Origin of the sequence: Variovorax sp. 350MFTsu5.1 (assembly GCF_048302515.1) — a bacterium.
Classification (GTDB): Bacteria; Pseudomonadota; Gammaproteobacteria; order Burkholderiales; family Burkholderiaceae_C; genus Variovorax; species Variovorax guangxiensis.
Window position 1 is genome coordinate 183,240 of sequence record NZ_CP157620.1, and the last position, 16,261, is coordinate 199,500.

General features: G+C 69.7%; 17 protein-coding genes. 8 read left to right on the forward strand and 9 right to left on the reverse strand.

The genetic code is table 11. The features are described from left to right. Nucleotides 1-109 precede the first annotated feature (109 nt). From ABL843_RS00770 to ABL843_RS00780, 3 genes are all read left to right on the forward strand, one after another. Nucleotides 110-1,345 (forward strand): CaiB/BaiF CoA transferase family protein, encoded by a 1,236-nt coding sequence (locus ABL843_RS00770; RefSeq protein WP_126020562.1) that lies wholly within the window; start codon nucleotides 110-112, stop codon nucleotides 1,343-1,345. Nucleotides 1,346-1,361: 16 nt separating this feature from the next. Then, entirely contained in the window at nucleotides 1,362-1,796 is a 435-nt protein-coding gene (locus ABL843_RS00775) for a VOC family protein (protein WP_418118660.1), read from the forward strand. A gap of 216 nt (nucleotides 1,797-2,012) precedes the next feature. After that, a complete protein-coding gene (locus ABL843_RS00780; RefSeq protein WP_418118661.1) occupies nucleotides 2,013-2,426 on the forward strand; it encodes an organic hydroperoxide resistance protein in 414 nt (137 codons plus the stop codon). A 42-nt stretch (nucleotides 2,427-2,468) separates the two neighbouring features. Here ABL843_RS00780 and ABL843_RS00785 read toward each other — a convergent pair whose 3' ends face one another. Together ABL843_RS00785 and ABL843_RS00790 are read right to left on the reverse strand one after the other, a co-directional pair. Then, nucleotides 2,469-2,930, reverse strand: a complete 462-nt coding sequence (locus ABL843_RS00785) for a CopD family protein (protein WP_418118662.1) — start codon at nucleotides 2,928-2,930, stop codon at nucleotides 2,469-2,471. A 55-nt stretch (nucleotides 2,931-2,985) separates the two neighbouring features. Continuing rightward, the gene (locus ABL843_RS00790) at nucleotides 2,986-3,915 is read right to left on the reverse strand and encodes a LysR family transcriptional regulator (RefSeq protein WP_184638908.1); all 930 of its coding nucleotides are present in this window, start codon (nucleotides 3,913-3,915) and stop codon (nucleotides 2,986-2,988) included. 129 nt (nucleotides 3,916-4,044) lie between these two features. On the opposite strand from ABL843_RS00790, the gene ABL843_RS00795 reads away from it, so the two are divergent. The 5 genes from ABL843_RS00795 (at nucleotide 4,045) to ABL843_RS00815 (ending at nucleotide 9,462) form a co-directional block, all read left to right on the forward strand. After that, a complete protein-coding gene (locus ABL843_RS00795) occupies nucleotides 4,045-5,391 on the forward strand; it encodes a DUF3100 domain-containing protein (protein ID WP_418118663.1) in 1,347 nt (448 codons plus the stop codon). A gap of 29 nt (nucleotides 5,392-5,420) precedes the next feature. After that, entirely contained in the window at nucleotides 5,421-6,611 is a 1,191-nt protein-coding gene (locus ABL843_RS00800; protein WP_418118664.1) for a M20 aminoacylase family protein, read from the forward strand. Continuing rightward, nucleotides 6,608-7,993, forward strand: coding sequence for an L-serine ammonia-lyase (locus tag ABL843_RS00805; protein ID WP_418120542.1), 1,386 nt, complete (start codon nucleotides 6,608-6,610; stop codon nucleotides 7,991-7,993). Before ABL843_RS00800 ends, ABL843_RS00805 begins: the two co-directional genes overlap by 4 nt. A gap of 61 nt (nucleotides 7,994-8,054) precedes the next feature. After that, nucleotides 8,055-8,882: an isocitrate lyase/PEP mutase family protein gene (locus tag ABL843_RS00810; RefSeq protein ID WP_418118665.1), complete on the forward strand. Its 828-nt coding sequence runs from the start codon at nucleotides 8,055-8,057 to the stop codon at nucleotides 8,880-8,882. A gap of 4 nt (nucleotides 8,883-8,886) precedes the next feature. Then, nucleotides 8,887-9,462 (forward strand): uracil-DNA glycosylase family protein, encoded by a 576-nt coding sequence (locus ABL843_RS00815; RefSeq protein ID WP_126020545.1) that lies wholly within the window; start codon nucleotides 8,887-8,889, stop codon nucleotides 9,460-9,462. Between the two features lie 7 nt (nucleotides 9,463-9,469). Here the strand turns inward: ABL843_RS00815 and ABL843_RS00820 are convergent, their stop codons facing one another. The 7 genes from ABL843_RS00820 to ABL843_RS00850 all read right to left on the reverse strand — a co-directional run bounded on the left by ABL843_RS00820 (nucleotide 9,470) and on the right by ABL843_RS00850 (nucleotide 16,209). Then, nucleotides 9,470-11,233, reverse strand: a complete 1,764-nt coding sequence (locus tag ABL843_RS00820) for an amidohydrolase (RefSeq protein ID WP_418118666.1) — start codon at nucleotides 11,231-11,233, stop codon at nucleotides 9,470-9,472. Beyond that, nucleotides 11,233-12,222: a tripartite tricarboxylate transporter substrate binding protein gene (locus ABL843_RS00825; protein ID WP_418118667.1), complete on the reverse strand. Its 990-nt coding sequence runs from the start codon at nucleotides 12,220-12,222 to the stop codon at nucleotides 11,233-11,235. The genes ABL843_RS00820 and ABL843_RS00825 overlap by 1 nt, the downstream gene beginning before the upstream one ends. A gap of 62 nt (nucleotides 12,223-12,284) precedes the next feature. Further along, nucleotides 12,285-12,641: a cupin domain-containing protein gene (locus tag ABL843_RS00830; RefSeq protein ID WP_369660115.1), complete on the reverse strand. Its 357-nt coding sequence runs from the start codon at nucleotides 12,639-12,641 to the stop codon at nucleotides 12,285-12,287. 28 nt (nucleotides 12,642-12,669) lie between these two features. After that, nucleotides 12,670-13,668 carry a quinone oxidoreductase family protein gene (locus tag ABL843_RS00835; RefSeq protein ID WP_418118668.1) on the reverse strand — a complete coding sequence of 333 codons (999 nt, stop codon included), beginning with the start codon at nucleotides 13,666-13,668 and terminating at the stop codon, nucleotides 12,670-12,672. Between the two features lie 3 nt (nucleotides 13,669-13,671). Further along, nucleotides 13,672-14,562, reverse strand: a complete 891-nt coding sequence (locus tag ABL843_RS00840) for a 3-keto-5-aminohexanoate cleavage protein (protein WP_418118669.1) — start codon at nucleotides 14,560-14,562, stop codon at nucleotides 13,672-13,674. Continuing rightward, nucleotides 14,559-15,323 carry an SDR family NAD(P)-dependent oxidoreductase gene (locus ABL843_RS00845; RefSeq protein ID WP_418118670.1) on the reverse strand — a complete coding sequence of 255 codons (765 nt, stop codon included), beginning with the start codon at nucleotides 15,321-15,323 and terminating at the stop codon, nucleotides 14,559-14,561. Before ABL843_RS00845 ends, ABL843_RS00840 begins: the two co-directional genes overlap by 4 nt. Nucleotides 15,324-15,342: 19 nt before the next feature. Next, nucleotides 15,343-16,209 (reverse strand): dioxygenase, encoded by an 867-nt coding sequence (locus ABL843_RS00850; protein WP_418118671.1) that lies wholly within the window; start codon nucleotides 16,207-16,209, stop codon nucleotides 15,343-15,345. Nucleotides 16,210-16,261: the final 52 nt, after the last annotated feature.

Sequence of the window (16,261 nt, forward strand, 5' to 3'; positions counted from 1 at the left end):
CAGAAGTCGCAGAAGGAAACCGAAGCAATTCCTGGGTTTTACTTCTGCGACCTTTGCGTGGCCTTCGCGACTTCTGCGTTCTGTCCCCGTATTCCTTCTCGATAGACCCATGACCCCTCAAGCAGCCCTGGACGGCATCAAAGTCCTCGATCTCTCCCGCGTGCTCGCCGGCCCGTGGTGCACGCAGATCCTCGCGGACCTGGGCGCCGACGTCGTCAAGATCGAGCGCCCCGGCGTCGGCGACGACACGCGCACCTGGGGCCCGCCCTTCATCAAGGACGCGGACGGCAACGACACCGACCAGGCCAGCTACTTCACCGCCTGCAACCGCAACAAGCGCTCCGTCACGGTCGACATGGCCACGCCCGACGGGCAGGCGCTGCTCAGGCAGATGGCGGCGCAGGCCGACATCGTGGTGGAGAACTTCAAGACCGGCGGCCTGAAGCAGTACGGCCTCGACCACGAGAGCCTGCGCGCGGCCAACCCGCGCCTCATCTACTGCAGCGTGACCGGCTTCGGCCACGACGGCCCGTACGCCGAGCGCGCGGGCTACGACCTGATGATCCAGGCCATGACCGGCATGATGAGCATCACCGGCCGTCCCGACGACGTGCCCGGCGGCGGCCCGCTGCGCGTGGGCGTGGCGCTGACCGACCTGTTCACCGGCGTCTACGCCAGCACCGCGATCCTCGCGGCGCTGCAGGTGCGCGAGCGCACCGGCGAAGGCCAGCACATCGACATGGCGCTGCTCGACGTGGGCATGGCCATCCTCGCCAACCAGGCCAGCGCCTTCCTCAATACCGGCAAGGCGCCCGGACGCCAGGGCAACACGCACCCCAGCCTCGCGCCGTACCAGGACTTTCCGACGCAGGACGGCGCGATGCTGCTGGCCATCGGCAACAACGGCCAGTTCGCGCGCTTCTGCGAGGCCGGCGGCCACCCCGAGTGGGCGACCGACGCGCGCTTCGCCACCAACACCCTGCGCGTGAAGCACCGCGGCGTGCTCATTCCGATGATGGAAGAGCTCACCCGCACCCGCACCACCGCCGCGTGGGTCACGCTGCTCGAAGACAAGGCCGTGCCCTGCGGCCCGATCAACGACATCGCGCAGGCCTTCGACGACGCGCAGGTCAAGGCGCGCGGCCTCGCGGTCACGCTGCCGCGCGATGCGGGTGACGGCATCGCCAGCATCACCGGCGTGGCGAGCCCGTTGCGCCTGTCGGCCACGCCGCCCGTGCTTCGCCACGCGCCCCCGGCGCTGGGCCAGCACACGCAGGAGGTGCTGGCGGAAATGGGCATCGACGCCGCCCGCTTCGAGGCGCTGCGTTCGGCCGGCGTGGTCTGACGAAGAGGCAAGCGGCATGACGAAACCGATGCGCCGGCCGCCGTTCTCGGTGCTGCGCATCGACCACGTCGTGCTGCGCGTGAAGGACGCCGAACGCGCCATCGCCTTCTACTGCGGCGTGCTGGGCTGCACCGTCGAGAAGCGCCGCGACGACCTGGGGCTCGTGCACCTGCGCGCGGGCGCCAGCCTGATCGACCTCGTCACGCCCGACGGCCCGCTGGGCAGGCAGGGCGGGGCGCTCGCCGGTACCGAGGGCCGCAACGTCGATCACTTCTGCCTGCGCATCGAGCCTTTCGACGAAGCCGCCATCCGCGTGTTGATGGCGGCGAATGGCGTGACGGTGCACGGCGATGTACAGAACAACTTCGGCGCCGAGGGCAACGGCCCCTCGATCTACATCGCCGACCCCGACGGCAACAGCGTCGAGCTCAAGGGCCCCGCGGCGGCCTGAGCGTTCCTCTCTTTCTTCTTTCTCCGCCGATTTGTACGCCACTGTGTCTGCCCGACGCAGTGAACACACGCGCATGCAAATCGGCAGGTGGTTCGACACATCGCGGATACAGCCCGCCGATGTAATTCCTGCATCGCTTCAGATGCACGTCACACGAGGCGATGGGGCCCGAGACGGGGCCTCATTCCGAACCACCTTCCATCCAAAGGAACCACCATGACCGACAAGCAAGTCCTCTACACCGGCAAGACCCACACCACCGGCGGCCGCCTCGGCGCATCGCGCAGCAGCGACGGCCACCTCGACATCCAGCTGTCGCCCCCCGGCGGCAATGGCACCGGCACCAATCCCGAGCAGCTGTTCGCCGCCGGCTGGTCGGCCTGCTTCATCGGCGCCATGGGCAAGGCCGCGGGCACGCTGAAGGTCAAGCTGCCGGCCGACCTTTCGGTGGATGCCGAGGTCGACCTGGTCCTGCAGGAAGGCCAGTATTTCCTGCAGGCCCGACTGGACGTGAGCCTGCCCGGCCTCGACCGCGAGACTGCTCGCGCCGTGGTCGATACCGCGCACCAGACCTGCCCGTACTCCAAGCTCACGCGGGGCAACATCGAGGTGGAGTTGAATCTGGTCTGACAGGCGCGGCGGCCGTCAGCCGGATCAAAGACGCGGGCTCGTTCAGCCCGCGCGCCCGATGGTCGCCACGCCGAACACGATCACGCCCAGCGCCAGGTTCACCGTCACCAGCTTGCGCACCGTGTTCAGCCGCGCGGCAGCCATCGGCCAGGCGCTTTCATCCACCGCGCGGCGCATCGCCCTGAACACCGAGGCGCGGATGTAGGTGTAGATGGCGGCCATCACGATCGCGATGCTCATCATGGCCTCGATGCGCCAGTGCAGGCCGCGGAAGCCGCCGCCAGCCAGGATCATCGCCACGCCGGTCGCGAAGAGCAGCGTGACCGATGCGTCCACCCCCACGAAGAAGCGCCTGAGCGCCGCGGCCATCATGCGCAGGCGCTGCGGCGGTTGTTCGAGCGCGGCGACGGCCGAAGGGCGCACCGCGAAGTGCATGGTGGCCATGCCGCCGACCCAGAAGGCGGCGCACAGCAGGTGGATGAAGAGGGCGGTGACGTAGAGCATGTTGGGCCCGATCAGAACACCGAAGGGCCCCGGCGCGCAACGAAGCCCTTCATCGTCATCCGGAGGGCTTGGTTTCCGCGAAACGCCGCATGTCCACCACCACCTGCCGCAGCAACTCCGATGCGGCCGGCGAGAGCATGCGCCCGTGTCGCGAGACGATGTGCGAGCGGCCCTGCGACAGCAGCGGGTTCTTCATCGGCAGTTCCACCAGTTCGGGGTTGCTCGCGTTCGGCGTGAGCGAGATGCGCGTGCCCAGCGCATAGCCCAGCCCCGCCGACACGAAGTGCCCGAGCGCGCTGAAGGAGGTGGTGGTCAGGAGCGAGGCCAGGCGAACGCCCTCGCTGATCTCGGCGGCCTCGATGTGCTGGCGCACGCCGAAATTGCGGTGCAGCGTGGCGCCCGGGTAGGGCTGCAGGTCGGCGAGCGTCAGAGGGCGGTCGAGCTGCGCGAGCGGGTGCGAGCGCAGCACCATTGCCTGGATCGGCTGCGGGTGGGAATGGTGCGAGGTCAGCCGCTCGTCCTTCGGCGGCTGGAACAGCAGGCCGACGTGGGCGCGCTCCTCCACCACCCGCTGCACGATCTCGTCGGTGCTGGCCACGTCGAGATCGATCGTGATCTTCGGGTGCGAGATCATGAAGTCGCGCAGGCTGTGGCGCATTAGCCAGTCCACGTAGCCCTCGCCGGCCACGATGTCGATGTGGCCGCGCTCGATCTTGCGGATGCTGTCGAGCTGCGCCATCAGGTGCTGCTTCTGGCTGTGCTGGCGCCGCACGTAGCCGGCCAGCATCTGGCCCGCGTCGGTGGGCACCACGCCGCGCCCGTGGCGCTCCAGCAGCGGCAGGCCGCACTCCTGCTCCAGGATGCCGATGGCGCGGCTGACGGCCGAGGGGTCCATGTCGAGCACCTCGGCGGCGCCGCGCACGGAGCCGCTGTCCAGCACCTGCATGAAGTAGCGCACGCGGCGCGTGTCGAGCCTGTCGTCCATGGCCCTGTCTCCTGAGTGTTGCATCCAATGCAACAAATATGTCAATTCGCGGTCATTGATGCAAGAGGCGGGCGATCCGAAACTCCCCGGCACCCCGCAGCCGCTGCTGCGCCACACGATGCCCACCCGATGACATCCGCCGCCTCAACCACCTCCACGCTGCCCTCCGTCGCTTCTTCCTCGGCTTCCGGAAAACTCAGGCTCCTGCTCGTCACCCTGGCCGTCGTGGCCGCCGCCGAGCTCATCGGCCCGGTGCAGTTCAGCGTCGGTCCGGGCAAGGTGGCGCTGCTGCCGATGCTGTGGGCGCTGCTGATCGCGGCCGCATGGGGCATCGCGCATCGCCGCCTGCCGGGCGCGGTGCGCGTGGCGACGGCCGAGCAGTCCTTCGCGGGCGGCCTGCTGAACGCGGGCCTGCTGCTGTTCGTGGTGAAGCTGGGCCTCACGGTGGGTGCCGCGCTGCCGCAGGTCAAGCAGGCGGGCTGGGCGCTGCTCTTCCAGGAGTTCGGCCATGCGCTGGGCACCCTGGCGCTGGGCCTGCCGCTGGCGCTGCTGCTGGGCATCAAGCGCGAGGCAGTGGGCGCCACCTTCTCGGTGGGGCGCGAGGGCAACCTGGTGATCATCGGAGAGAAGTACGGCATGGCCTCGCCAGAAGGCCGCGGCGTGCTGGCCGAGTACATCACCGGCACGGTGCTGGGTGCGCTCTTCATCGCGGTGCTGGCGGGCTTCATCGCCAGCCTGCACATCTTCGACCCGCGCTCGCTGGCCATGGGCGCCGGCGTGGGCTCGGGCAGCCTGATGGCGGCGGCACTGGGTGCCATCGCGGCGCAGCAGCCGGCCGAGATGCTGCCGCAGCTCACCGCCATCGCCGCCGCGTCGAACCTGCTGACGACGGTGGTGGGCTTCTATTTCACGCTGTTCCTGTCGCTGCCGCTGTGCTCGTGGCTCTACGGCAAGCTGGAGCCGGTTCTGGGCCGCTTCTCGAAGCGCGGCGCGCAGGACGCCGGCACGGGCGCCGTGTCGCAGGTCAGCGTCGGCCACGGCGGGGCGCTGCCGCTGCGCGACACGCTCATCGCCTGGGCGGTGGTCAGCGGCGGCGTGCTCATCGGCAACTCGCTGACCTACAAGGTGCCGGTGCTGGTGTCGCTCGAAGGCCTGGCGGCTGTCGCGTTGATCGCGCTGATCGTCGAGGGCATCAAGCGCCTGGTGCCGCGCCTGCCGATGGTGCTGGTGCTGTCGGTGGTGGCCACGGTGGCCGGCATCCCGGGGCTGTTCCCGTTCTCCGACGCGCTGATCGCGATCACCGCCAAGCTCAACTTCCTGGCCTTCACCACCCCCGTGCTCGCGCTGGCCGGCTTCTCGGTCGCGAAGGACCTGCCGGTGTTCCGCCAGCTCGGGTGGCGCATCGTGGTGGTGTCGCTCACCGCGACCGCCGGCACTTTCCTCGGCGCCACCGTGATCGCAGAATTCTTCCACTGAACCCGTCCCACGAGAGAACCCCAAAAGCCATGTACCGCGACCCCGAAATCGCCGAAGACACCCGCGCCCGCATGCTGGCCTGGCGCCGCGACATCCACGCCAACCCCGAGACCGCCTTCGAGGAGCACCGCACCGCCAACGTCGTCGCCAACGCGCTGATGCTGATGGGCCTGCCGGTGCATCGCGGCCTGGCCGGCACCGGCGTGGTGGGCACGCTGAAGAACGGCGAGGGCCCGAGCATCGCGTTGCGTGCCGACCTCGACGCGCTCAACATGCAGGAGCTGGGCACCCAGCCGCACGCCTCGAAGTGCGCCGGCAAGATGCACGCCTGCGGCCACGACGGCCACACTGCCATGCTGTTGGGCGCGGCCGAGCATCTCTCGCGCCACAGGCCCTTCAAGGGCACGGTGCACTTCGTGTTCCAGCCCGCCGAGGAGAACGAGGGCGGCGGCCGCGTGATGGTGGACGAGGGCCTGTTCGAGCAGTTCCCGGCCGACGCCGTCTACGGCATGCACAACTTCCCCAGCCTGCCGCGCGGCCAGTTCGCGATCCGCAAGGGCACGATGACGGCCTTTCTCGACACCTTCGAGATCGTCGTCACCGGCAAGGGCAGCCATGGCGCGATGCCCGAGACCGGCATCGACTCGGTGGTGGTCTCGGCCCAACTGGTCAACGCGCTGCAGACCATCGTGAGCCGCCGCACCGGCGCCACCGATTCGGCGGTGGTGAGCGTCACGCAGATCCATGGCGGCGACACCTGGAACGTGATCCCCGAGACCGTGGTGCTGCGCGGCACCGTGCGCACGCTGGACCCGGCCATCCAGGACAAGACCCAGGCCGCCATGCAGCAGATCTGCGACGGCGTGGCCGCCACACACGGTGCGAAGGTGGCGCTGGACTACCGCCGCGGCTACCCCGGCGTGGTCAACACCCCCGCCGAGACCGACGCCGCCATCGCCGCCGCCGCCAGCCTGGTCGAGCGCGCGCAGGTGCACACCGACATCCCGCCCGCCATGGGCTCGGAAGACTTCGCCTTCATGCTGCAGAAGCGCCCGGGCGCCTACATCGGCATCGGCGCGGGCGAGGGCCCGAACGACCCGAACGTGCACAACCCGTACTACGACTTCAACGACAACATCCTGCCGCTGGGCGCCGCCTACTGGGTGGCACTGGTCAAACAGCAGCTTCCTGCATCGAGAGATGAGAGCATGATGCGCTGATGCTCTCCGCCTTCGACATCTTCAAGATCGGCATCGGCCCATCCAGCTCGCACACCGTGGGGCCGATGCGCGCCGCGCTCATGTTCGCGCGCTCGCTCGAAGCGCGCGGCCTGCTCGCGCAGGTGGCGCGGCTGCGCGTTGACCTTTTCGGCTCGCTCGGCGCCACCGGCCACGGCCACGCGACCGACCAGGGCGTGATCCTCGGCCTCTTCGGCGACGCGCCCGACACCGTGCGGCCCGAGACCGTGCAGCCCCGGCTGGAGGCGCTGCGCCGCACCGGCCGCCTCGAGCTGCTGGGCACCACGCCCATCGCCTTCGACCGCGTGCGAGACATCGCCTTCAGGGGCGAGGAATCGCTGGCCGAGCATCCCAACGCGATGCGCTTCACTGCCTTCGCGGCCGATGGCGGCACGCTGGCCGAGGGCACGTATTTCTCGGTCGGCGGCGGCTTCGTCGTCGAGGGCGGGCAGGCCGTGGCCCAGACGGCTGCGGCGACATCCGCCGTGCCGCATCCCTTCAGCACCGGCGACGAGCTCATGGCGCAGTGCCGCGACCACTGCCTCTCGGTCGCCGCGCTCGTCATGCGCAACGAATGCGCGTGGCGGCCCGAGGCCGAGGTGCGCGCCGGCCTGCTGCGCGTCTGGCAGGTGATGCAGCAGTGCGTGCAGCGCGGATTCGGCATCGACAACCCGCTGGCCGCGCAGGCGCTTCCCGGCCCGCTGCGCATGCGCCGCCGCGCGCCCGAGCTGCACCGCGAGCTGCTCGCGCAGGCCGGCGCGGCCGATCCGCTCGCGGCCATGGACTGGGTTAACGCCTTCGCGATGGCGGTGAACGAGGAGAACGCCGCCGGCGGCCGCGTGGTCACCGCACCCACCAACGGCGCGGCCGGCGTGGTGCCCGCGGTGATGCACTACTACCAGCGCTTCGTGCCGCAGGCGAGCGACGAAGGCATCGTCGACTTCCTGCTCACCGCCGCGGCCATCGGCATGCTCTACAAGACCAATGCCTCCATCTCGGGCGCCGAGGTCGGCTGCCAGGGCGAGGTGGGCGTGGCCTGCTCGATGGCGGCCGGCGCGCTGGCCGCCGTGCTCGGCGCCACGCCGGCGCAGGTCGAGAACGCGGCCGAGATCGGCATGGAGCACAACCTCGGCCTCACCTGCGACCCGGTCGGCGGCATGGTGCAGATTCCCTGCGTGGAGCGCAACGCGATGGGCGCCGTGAAGGCCATCAACGCGGCGCGCATGGCGCTGCGCGGCGACGGCAGCCACTATGTGTCGCTCGATGCCGTGATCCGCACCATGAAGCAGACCGGCGAGGACATGAAGGCCACCTACAAGGAAACCTCGCTGGGCGGACTGGCAGTGAACGTCGTGGAGTGCTGAGGGCGCGAGGCTGCGTCAGAATGGCCGGCCCACCGTCTTGAACATTCAAAGCCGAGGCCCCATGATCCGCACCATCGCCGAAAAACGCGCCGATTTCCGCGCGCTCCATCAACAAGGCTGCTTCGTCATTCCGAACCCGTGGGACACGGGCAGCGCGCGTTATCTCGAAGGCCTGGGCTTCAAGGCGCTGGCCACCACCAGCTCCGGCTTCGCCTGGTCGCAGGGGCAGGCGGACGGCGCGATGTCGCGCGAGCACATCCTCGCGCACCTGCGCGAACTGGTGGAAGCCACCGACCTGCCGGTGAACGCCGACTTCGAGAACGGCTTCGCCGCCGATGCGCAGGGCGTGGCCGAAAGCGTGAGCCTGGCCATCGAGATGGGCGTGGCGGGCCTGTCCATCGAGGACTCGACGGGCAATGCCGACGATCCGCTCTTTCCGCTCGACATGGCGGTCGAGCGCCTGCGTGCCGCGCGCAAGGCCATCGACGCATCGGGCGCCGACGTGCTGCTGGTCGGCCGCGCCGAGAACTTCTTCGCCGGCCGCCCCGACCTGGACGATGCCGTCGCGCGCATCAAGGCGTATGCGAATGCGGGCGCCGACTGCCTCTACGCCCCCGGCATCAAGACCCGCGAGCAGATCGCCGCCGTGGTCGCCGCCGCGGGAGGCAAGCCGGTCAACCTGCTGGTGGGTGCGCCCAGCGAACTCACGTTGAAGGACATCGCCGAACTCGGCGTGCGCCGCGTCAGCGTGGGCGGCGGGCTGGCGCGCGCGGCGTGGGGCGGCTTCATCCGGGCCGCGCGCACGCTGGCCGACGGGCGCTTCGACGGCTTTGCCGATGCCGCGCCGGGTGCCGAGCTCAACGCCTTCTTCAAACCCTTCGCAGACTGAGGCCGTGGAGGCGCTGCTCGCCGAGGTCCGCGCCTGCCGTGCGTGCGCGGTGCACCTGCCGCTGGGCCCCAGGCCGGTGGTGCAGGCCAGCGCGAGCGCGAGGCTGCTCATCGTCGGCCAGGCGCCCAGCCTCACGGTGCACCAGACCGGCGTACCGTGGAACGACCGCAGCGGCGACCAGCTGCGCCGCTGGCTCGGCATCGAGCGCGAGGTGTTCTACGACGCCGCGCGCGTGGCGATCGTGCCGATGGGCTACTGCTACCCCGGCCGAGGCAAGAGCGGCGACCTGCCGCCGCGCAGGGAATGCGCCGAGTTGTGGCACGAGAAGCTGTTCGCGCAGATGAAGCAGGTGGAGCTGACATTACTCATCGGCCAGTACGCGCAGCGCCATTTCCTCGGCAGGAAGGCGCACGCGGGCGTCACCGAGACCGTGCAGGCCTTCGCCGACTATGCGCCGCGCTTCGTTCCGCTGCCGCATCCGTCGCCGCGAAACACGGGCTGGCTCAAGCACCACCCGTGGTTCGAGAGCGACGTGCTGCCGGTGCTGCGCGAGCGCGTGCGGCACGCGCTCGGGCTCTGAGTGGGTTTCAGGGCGCCGAGGCGACCGAAGCACCCGTGGCGTTGAAGGGCCGCGCCGCATACACGATGCGCCCGCCCACCACCGTCATCAGCGATGTTGTCTTGCCTATGCGCTCCAGCGGCACGCTGAAGAAGTCCTGGTCGAGCACGGCGAAGTCGGCGAGCTTGCCCACCTCCAGCGTGCCGCGTCTGCCCTCGTCGAAGCTGAACCACGCGCTGCCCTGCGTGTACAGGCGCAGCGCCTGCTCGCGCGTGGGCGTCTCGTCGGCGCCGCGCATGGCCTTGCCGCTCACCGTCCTGCCGTCGAGCATCCACTGCAGCGCAACGAAGGGGTTGTAAGAGGCCACGCGGTGCGCGTCTGTGCCCGCGCCCACGTTCACGCCGGTGCGCAGCGCGGTGCCGATGGGCGGCATGCGTCGCGCCGCGTCGCCGCGCACGGCGAGCGCGCGGTCGCCCTGGAAGTACATCGCGTCCTGCATGGTCCAGCCGATGCCCAGCGCCTTCATGCGCGCGAGCGTCTCGGGCGAGGCGTCGTCCAGGTGGGCGATGGACCAGCGCAGGTCCTTGATCGGCACCTCGGCGTTCAGCTTCTCGTACAGCCCGAGCAGGTGGTCGACCGAGCCGTTCTCCTGCCAGTGGATGGTGACGGCCATCTTCTTCGTGGCGGCCCACTTGACGAGTTCGTAGAACTTCGCCTTCGCGGCCTCGTCGGGGAAGTTGTTGTTGTACATGGCGAGCGTCACGCGTTCGCCCAATCCGTTGAACTTGAGCATGTCGTCGCCGAAGCCCATCGGCAGCATCTGCGTGAGGTCGCGGAACTCCTGCAGCTCCGCACCGGGCTTCTGCGCGAACACGCTGTAGGCCACGCGCAGCGTCAGCGCCTTCTCGCGCCACAGCTGGAAGAGCGCGGCGTACTGCGAGGGCGCGATGCTGAAGCCGCCCGGGTCCACCAGCCCGGTGATGCCCAGGCGGTTGAGCTCGGTGAAGAAGGCGCGCGTGCCGGCGACGTTGTCGTCGTAGGTGGGCTTGGGCAGCTTGTCGAAGAGCGCCGAGATGCCGACGATGTCGCCGCTCATCCAGCCGGGTGCGCCGTCGGGTGTCGGCTTCATGCCGGCGGGCAGCGTGCCGGGTGCGACGCCCAGCGCTTCCAGCGCCTTGGGCGTCATCACCACCGCCTCGTAGAAGAGCTGCACGTACACCGGGTTGTTCGGCGCCGCTTCCTGCAGCTCGGCCAGCGTGGGGCGGCGGCGCTCGGCGAACTGCTGCTCGGTCCAGCCGCCGGCCACGATCAGCCAGCCGCCGGGCCGCGCATTGGCGGCGGCGGAGCGGATGCGCGCCATCGCCTCGGCGATGGTGCCTGCGCCGATCCAGTTGACCTCGGTGGAGTAGCTCAGCGCGGCGCGCACCGCGTGCATATGGGAGTCGATCAGGCCGGGAACGACGGTGCGTCCGCCCGCGTCGACAGTGCGCGTGGCGGGGCTCGTGAAAGCGCCCATCTGCGCCGCGCTGCCGACGGCCACGATGCGGCCATCGCGCACAGCGATCGCCTGGGCCATGGTGCCGGCGGCGTCGAGCGTGGCGATCTTCGCGTTGGTGACGACGAGGTCGGCCGGTTGCGCCTGCGCGGCAAAGCTCAGGGCGAAGAGGCTGGTAAGCAGCAGCGCTCTGCCAGGGACACCGCGGAACCGGCTTTGCCGGGCCGCAGGTGTCGCCCCCGGAGAAGGGGTTGGCGAAGCGACACGAAGTGCGCGAAGACTGGGGGTGAGTTTCATCAGTCGACCTTGATGCTGGCGGCCTTCACGACCTGTTGAGCCTTCGCCGTCTCGTCGACGATGAACTTGTTGAACTGAGCCGAAGGCATGGTGAACGGCTCCGCACCCAGCTTCTCCAGCCGCTCCTTCAGCTCTGGCGACACCATGATCTTCGCGACCTCGGCCTGCAGCCGGTCGACCACCGGCTGCGGCGTCTTCGCCGGCGCGAACAGGCCGACCCAGAACAGGTACTCCGAGCCCGGCACGCCGGCCTCCACCGTGGTGGGTGCACTGGGCAGTGCCGACGAGCGCTTGCCCGTGCCCACCGCGAGCGCCTGCAGCTTGCCGGTCTGTATCAGCGGCAGGGCAGACACCATGGGCGCGAAGAACCAGTCGACGCGCCCGGCCATCACCTCGGTCATCGCCTCGGGCGTGCCGCGGAAGGGAACATGCTGGGCATCGACGCCGGCCGCGAGCCGGAACACCTCGGCGTTCATGTGCGTGGCCGATCCGTTGCCGGCCGAGCCGTAGTTCAGGCCACCGGGCTTGGCCTTCGCCTTGGCCACCAGGTCCTTCACGTCGGCGAAGCGCGAGGGCGCGGTCACCAGCACGTTGGGCAGGCTGGCCATCGGCGTGATGCCGGTGAAGTCCTTGAGGGTGTCGTACGACAGGCCCTTGTAGATCCACGGGTTCACGAGGTGGCCGGCCGAGTGCACCAGCAGCGTGTAGCCGTCGGCCGGCGACTTGGCCACGATGGCCGCGCCCAGCGTGCCGCCCGCGCCGGGCTTGTTGTCCACGATCACGCTGGTGCCCAGCGCCGGCCCGAGCTTCTCGGCCACCAGGCGCGCGACGATGTCGGTGCCGCTGCCGGCCGTGAAGGGCACGACCAGCCGCACCGCCTGCGTGCCGGGCCAGTTGCCCTGCGCGTGGGCGCCCGTGAGCGCGCAGGCCGCGAGGGCCGCCGCCGCGGCGAGCGTCTGCCGGCGGCTCCAGTTGAAAGTCTTCTTCATGCGTCTTGTCTCCGTCGATTTAATTGGTTGAGCGATGAATGACTGAAAAGAGGGAAGGGGCGCTACGCGGGTGGCGCGTTCGGCATCACCAGCGCCACAAGCACCGGCCGGTTGCCGCGGTTCTCCAGCTGGCGCTTCTCGCCGGGCGCGAAGCGGCAGCTGTCGTAAGGGCCGAGCACTTCTTCCTGGTGCGCGCCGTCGATTTCGCCGACCACATGCAACTGGCCTTCGAGCACGAGGTAGAGCTTTTCCATCGGCGAGCCGTCGAGGCCGGTGCGCCCGCCGGGCAGGATCTGGCTCATGCCCATCCACATCTGCGTGGAAGGGCCTGCCTCCTTGCCCTGAAGGCGCAGGCAGCGCATGTCGAAATGGTTGGGCGCCTCGTAGTGCGGCGCCTCGGTGAAACGGGTGACGTGCATGGATGTGCTCCGGAAAATAGAAGCAGGCTCAGGGCCGCAGCACGACGCGGTCGGTGCTGCCCGAGAGCACCAGCCGGTAGGCCTCGTGCGCCTCGTCGAGCGTGAAGTGGCGCGCCACAGGGAAGGGCTTCAGCGTGCCGCGCTCGAAGCCCTCGCGCATCGCGTCGAGCTGTGCGGTGCTGGCGACGCAGTCCATCGCCAGCGAGTCGATGCCCACGTAGGTGTGCATGCCGCGGTAGAACGCGAAGATGTCGAAGGGCACCGCGCGGTCGTGCGTGGCGATGAAGATCTGCGTCGCGCCCTTGGCCATCGCCTTGTTGGCCGCCTCGAAGTAGGCGCTGCCCACGGTGTTGTAGACGATGTTCGCGCCGCGCCCGTCGGTGAGCTCGCGCACCCGCGCGCCCACGTCGGCGTGGTGGCGCGCGTCGATCGTGTCCACCGGCCCGCTTGCGAAGCCCTGGAAGGGCCCTGCGTGCCGCTGCACCGCGATCACGCGCGCGCCGGCCTGCGAGGCGAGCTGCACCGCCGCCTGCCCGACCTTGCCGTTGGCTCCCAGCACCAGCACCGTCTGCCCGGCCTGCGGCATGCCGCTGCGGCGGAAGCCCTCGTAGGCGGTGACGAAGGGCACGCCCACCGCGCCGGCCTCGTCCATCGAGATGCCGCGCGGCTTGGCGCGCAGCGCCTGCTCGGGCAGCACCAGGTAGCGCGCATGGGAGCCGTCGCGGGTGATGCCCACGTCGCCGCCGGAACCGTAGACCTCGCGGCCGATCCATTCGGAAGGCCCGCTGACGACGGTGCCCGCGAAGTCGCGGCCGGGGGTTCTGGGCCACACGGCCTGCGGCATGATGCCCAGCGTCGCTTTCACGTCGCTGGGGTTCACCGCGGCGGCGGCGATGCGCACCACGGCGTGGCCGGGTGGAGGCACAGGTTCGGGTTGCGGCGCGGCTTCGAGCCTCAGCGCGTCGAGGTCGGCGGCCTTCTCGTTCACGCGAAGTGCGCGCGGGCTGTGCATGGCTGTGTCGCTCATCGTTCAGCTCCTCGCATCGGGCAGGCCCAGCATGGCGCGCGCCTCGCGCGGGTTGGCGACTTCGCCGCCCAGGCTCACGAGGATGTCGCGTGCCTTCGCCACGAGCTGGGCATTGCTCTCGGCGAGCACGCCCTTCTCCAGGTAGATGTTGTCCTCCATGCCCACGCGCACATGGCCACCCAGCAGCCAAGCCTGCGCGACGATCGGAAACTCCATGCGGCCGATGCCGAAGGCGCTCCAGAAGGCGCCGCGCGGCAGCATGTTGCGCGCGTAGAGCAGCGTCTCGGGCGTGGGCGCGAAGCCGTACTTCACGCCGAGCACGAAGGTCCACATGGCCGGCCCGTCGAGCGTGCCGTCGGCGATCAGGTCGAGCGCGAGGTTGATGTCGCCCGAGTCGAAGATCTCCAGCTCGGGCTTCACGCCCGCCTCGCGCATCACCTTCGCCATGCGCCGCACGTTCTTCGGCGTGTTGATGACCACGTCGGGGCCGGAGCTCATGGTGTTCAGGTCGAGCGAGCACACGTCGGGCCGGATCAGCGCGATGTGCTCCACGCGCTTCTCCGGCGGCAGCAGCGTGGTGCCGGGCGCGGCGATCTTCGGATCGTCCTCGCTGGGAATGAAGCGCCCGCCCGGGCCAGTCGTGAGGTTCACGATCAGCTCGCGGTTGCCGCGGCGGATGCGGTCGACCACCTCGCGGTAGAGCTCGACTTCCATCGAGGGCCTGCCGGTCTCGGGGTTGCGCACGTGGATGTGCACCTGGCTCGCGCCGGCCTCGGCCGCGGCCAGGCATTCGTCGGCGATCTGCACCGGCGTGATCGGCAGGTGCGGCGTCTGCTCCGGCTTCACGAGGTTGCCCGTGACGGCGCAGGTGATGAGGGTCTTGGCGGTGCTCACAGGTGGCGCCCTCCGTCGACCACGATGCGCGTGCCGGTCACGAAGCGCATGGTGGTGGCGAGCGCCTCGACCGTGGCGGCCACATCCTCCGGCTGGCCGATGCGTCCCAGCGGCGTGGTGCTGGCCATCTTGCTGGCGAACTCCGCGCCGCGCCCGGGCACGAAGCCCGATTCCACCGCGCCCGGCGACACCGACACCACGCGAACAGCGGGCGCCAGCGCCTTGGCCAGCGCGTCGCCCACCACGTCGAGCCCGGCCTTGGCCGCCACGTAGGCGAGGTTGCTGCCCACGCCCGTGAAGCCCGCGATCGACGAGATGTTGGCCACGAGGCCGTCGCCGCTCGCCTTCAGCAGCGGCGCGAAGGCGCGGATGGTGGCGAACACGCCGCGGAAGTTGGAACGCACGATGTCGTCGATCAGCTCATCCGTCAGCGCGTCGAGATCGCCGGCCGGCACCGGCTTGGTGTGGCCCGCGCTGTTGACGAGGATGTCGCAGCGCCCGAGCGTGGCCTTCACCTCGGCGGCCGCGGCCACGAGGCTGGGCGTATCGACGATGTCGGCGCGGATCGCCGCATGGCGCTGGCCTTGGGCCGAGGGCAGGGCGGCTGCGCGGGCCGCGGCATCGTCGCCCTTGCGATGCAGCAGCACGCAGGTGGCGCCCAGCGCGGCAAGGCGCCTGGCGGTGGCATAGCCGATGGCGCCGAGGCCGCCGGTGATGACGGCAACCTTGCCGTCGAGTCTGGAGACTGGGTCGAAGCTCATGTCGGTGTGGGAAGTGGAGTCAGGGAATGGGTGGACGGGGGAACTTCATCTCGCCGGGTTCGAGCTCGAAGTCGTGGTGGAGTGACGCACTCTTGCCGTCAGGAGCCAGCGCGAAGCGGCCGATGAGCCTGCGCGTCACGCCGAAGGTCGGGTCGCTTTCCAGGTTCTCGTCGTCATCGGCGAAGACCTGCGTGATCAGCACCTTGTGGCCCGGCTTGCTCACCATGAAGTGCAGGTGCGCGGGCCGGTTCGGGTGGCGCTTCTGCGCGCGCAGCAGCACGCCGCAGGGGCCGTCGGTCGGCACCGGATAGCCGGCGGGGCGCACGCTGCGGAAGTGGAAGCGGCCCTCGGCGTCGGTGGCAAAGCGTCCGCGCAGGTTCATGTTCTCCTGCGACGGGTCCTGGTTCTCGTAGAGGCCGACGGGCGAGGCCTGCCACACGTCGACGGTGGCGCCTTCCACGGGCCGGCCTTCGTGGTCGCGCACCGTGCCTGTCACTTCGAGCGGAGTGCCTGGCGTACCCGAGCGCGCGATGTTCTCGCCCTGCGCGCAGGCCGGTGCATTGGCGCGCCAGAAGGGGCCGAGCAGCGCGGCCGGCGACTCGCCCTGCGGGTCCTGGTTGTTCTGCAGCGCGACCACGGTCGATACCCCCAGGATGTCGGCAGCCAGCACGACTTCGTTCTTGGTCTCGCCGGTGGCCTGGCCGATGGCGACGATGAATTCGAGCGCCTGCTCGAACTCCTCTTCCGTCAGCTTCACTTCCTGCACCAGTGCGTGAAGGTGGCGCGTGACCGCTTCCATCACGGTGCGCAGCCGCGGGTCGGGCGTGTGCCGCATGGCGTCGAGCACATGGCCCAGCACCGATTGGGGGGAGGTGGCGATGTTCATGGCGGGTTTTTGCAATCGTTTGCACGATATTAGTCCAAATCGCCGAAAAGTA

Excerpts from the sequence above, each read along its gene's own strand:
- ABL843_RS00770 (WP_126020562.1), top strand. The coding sequence starts at position 110 with ATGACCCCTCAAGCAGCCCTGGACGGCATCAAAGTCCTCGATCTCTCC.
- ABL843_RS00775 (WP_418118660.1), top strand. The coding sequence starts at position 1,362 with ATGACGAAACCGATGCGCCGGCCGCCGTTCTCGGTGCTGCGCATCGAC.
- ABL843_RS00780 (WP_418118661.1), top strand. The coding sequence starts at position 2,013 with ATGACCGACAAGCAAGTCCTCTACACCGGCAAGACCCACACCACCGGC.
- ABL843_RS00785 (WP_418118662.1), bottom strand. The coding sequence starts at position 2,930 with ATGCTCTACGTCACCGCCCTCTTCATCCACCTGCTGTGCGCCGCCTTC.
- ABL843_RS00790 (WP_184638908.1), bottom strand. The coding sequence starts at position 3,915 with ATGGACGACAGGCTCGACACGCGCCGCGTGCGCTACTTCATGCAGGTG.
- ABL843_RS00795 (WP_418118663.1), top strand. The coding sequence starts at position 4,045 with ATGACATCCGCCGCCTCAACCACCTCCACGCTGCCCTCCGTCGCTTCT.
- ABL843_RS00800 (WP_418118664.1), top strand. The coding sequence starts at position 5,421 with ATGTACCGCGACCCCGAAATCGCCGAAGACACCCGCGCCCGCATGCTG.
- ABL843_RS00810 (WP_418118665.1), top strand. The coding sequence starts at position 8,055 with ATGATCCGCACCATCGCCGAAAAACGCGCCGATTTCCGCGCGCTCCAT.
- ABL843_RS00820 (WP_418118666.1), bottom strand. The coding sequence starts at position 11,233 with ATGAAACTCACCCCCAGTCTTCGCGCACTTCGTGTCGCTTCGCCAACC.
- ABL843_RS00825 (WP_418118667.1), bottom strand. The coding sequence starts at position 12,222 with ATGAAGAAGACTTTCAACTGGAGCCGCCGGCAGACGCTCGCCGCGGCG.
- ABL843_RS00830 (WP_369660115.1), bottom strand. The coding sequence starts at position 12,641 with ATGCACGTCACCCGTTTCACCGAGGCGCCGCACTACGAGGCGCCCAAC.
- ABL843_RS00835 (WP_418118668.1), bottom strand. The coding sequence starts at position 13,668 with ATGAGCGACACAGCCATGCACAGCCCGCGCGCACTTCGCGTGAACGAG.
- ABL843_RS00845 (WP_418118670.1), bottom strand. The coding sequence starts at position 15,323 with ATGAGCTTCGACCCAGTCTCCAGACTCGACGGCAAGGTTGCCGTCATC.
- ABL843_RS00850 (WP_418118671.1), bottom strand. The coding sequence starts at position 16,209 with ATGAACATCGCCACCTCCCCCCAATCGGTGCTGGGCCATGTGCTCGAC.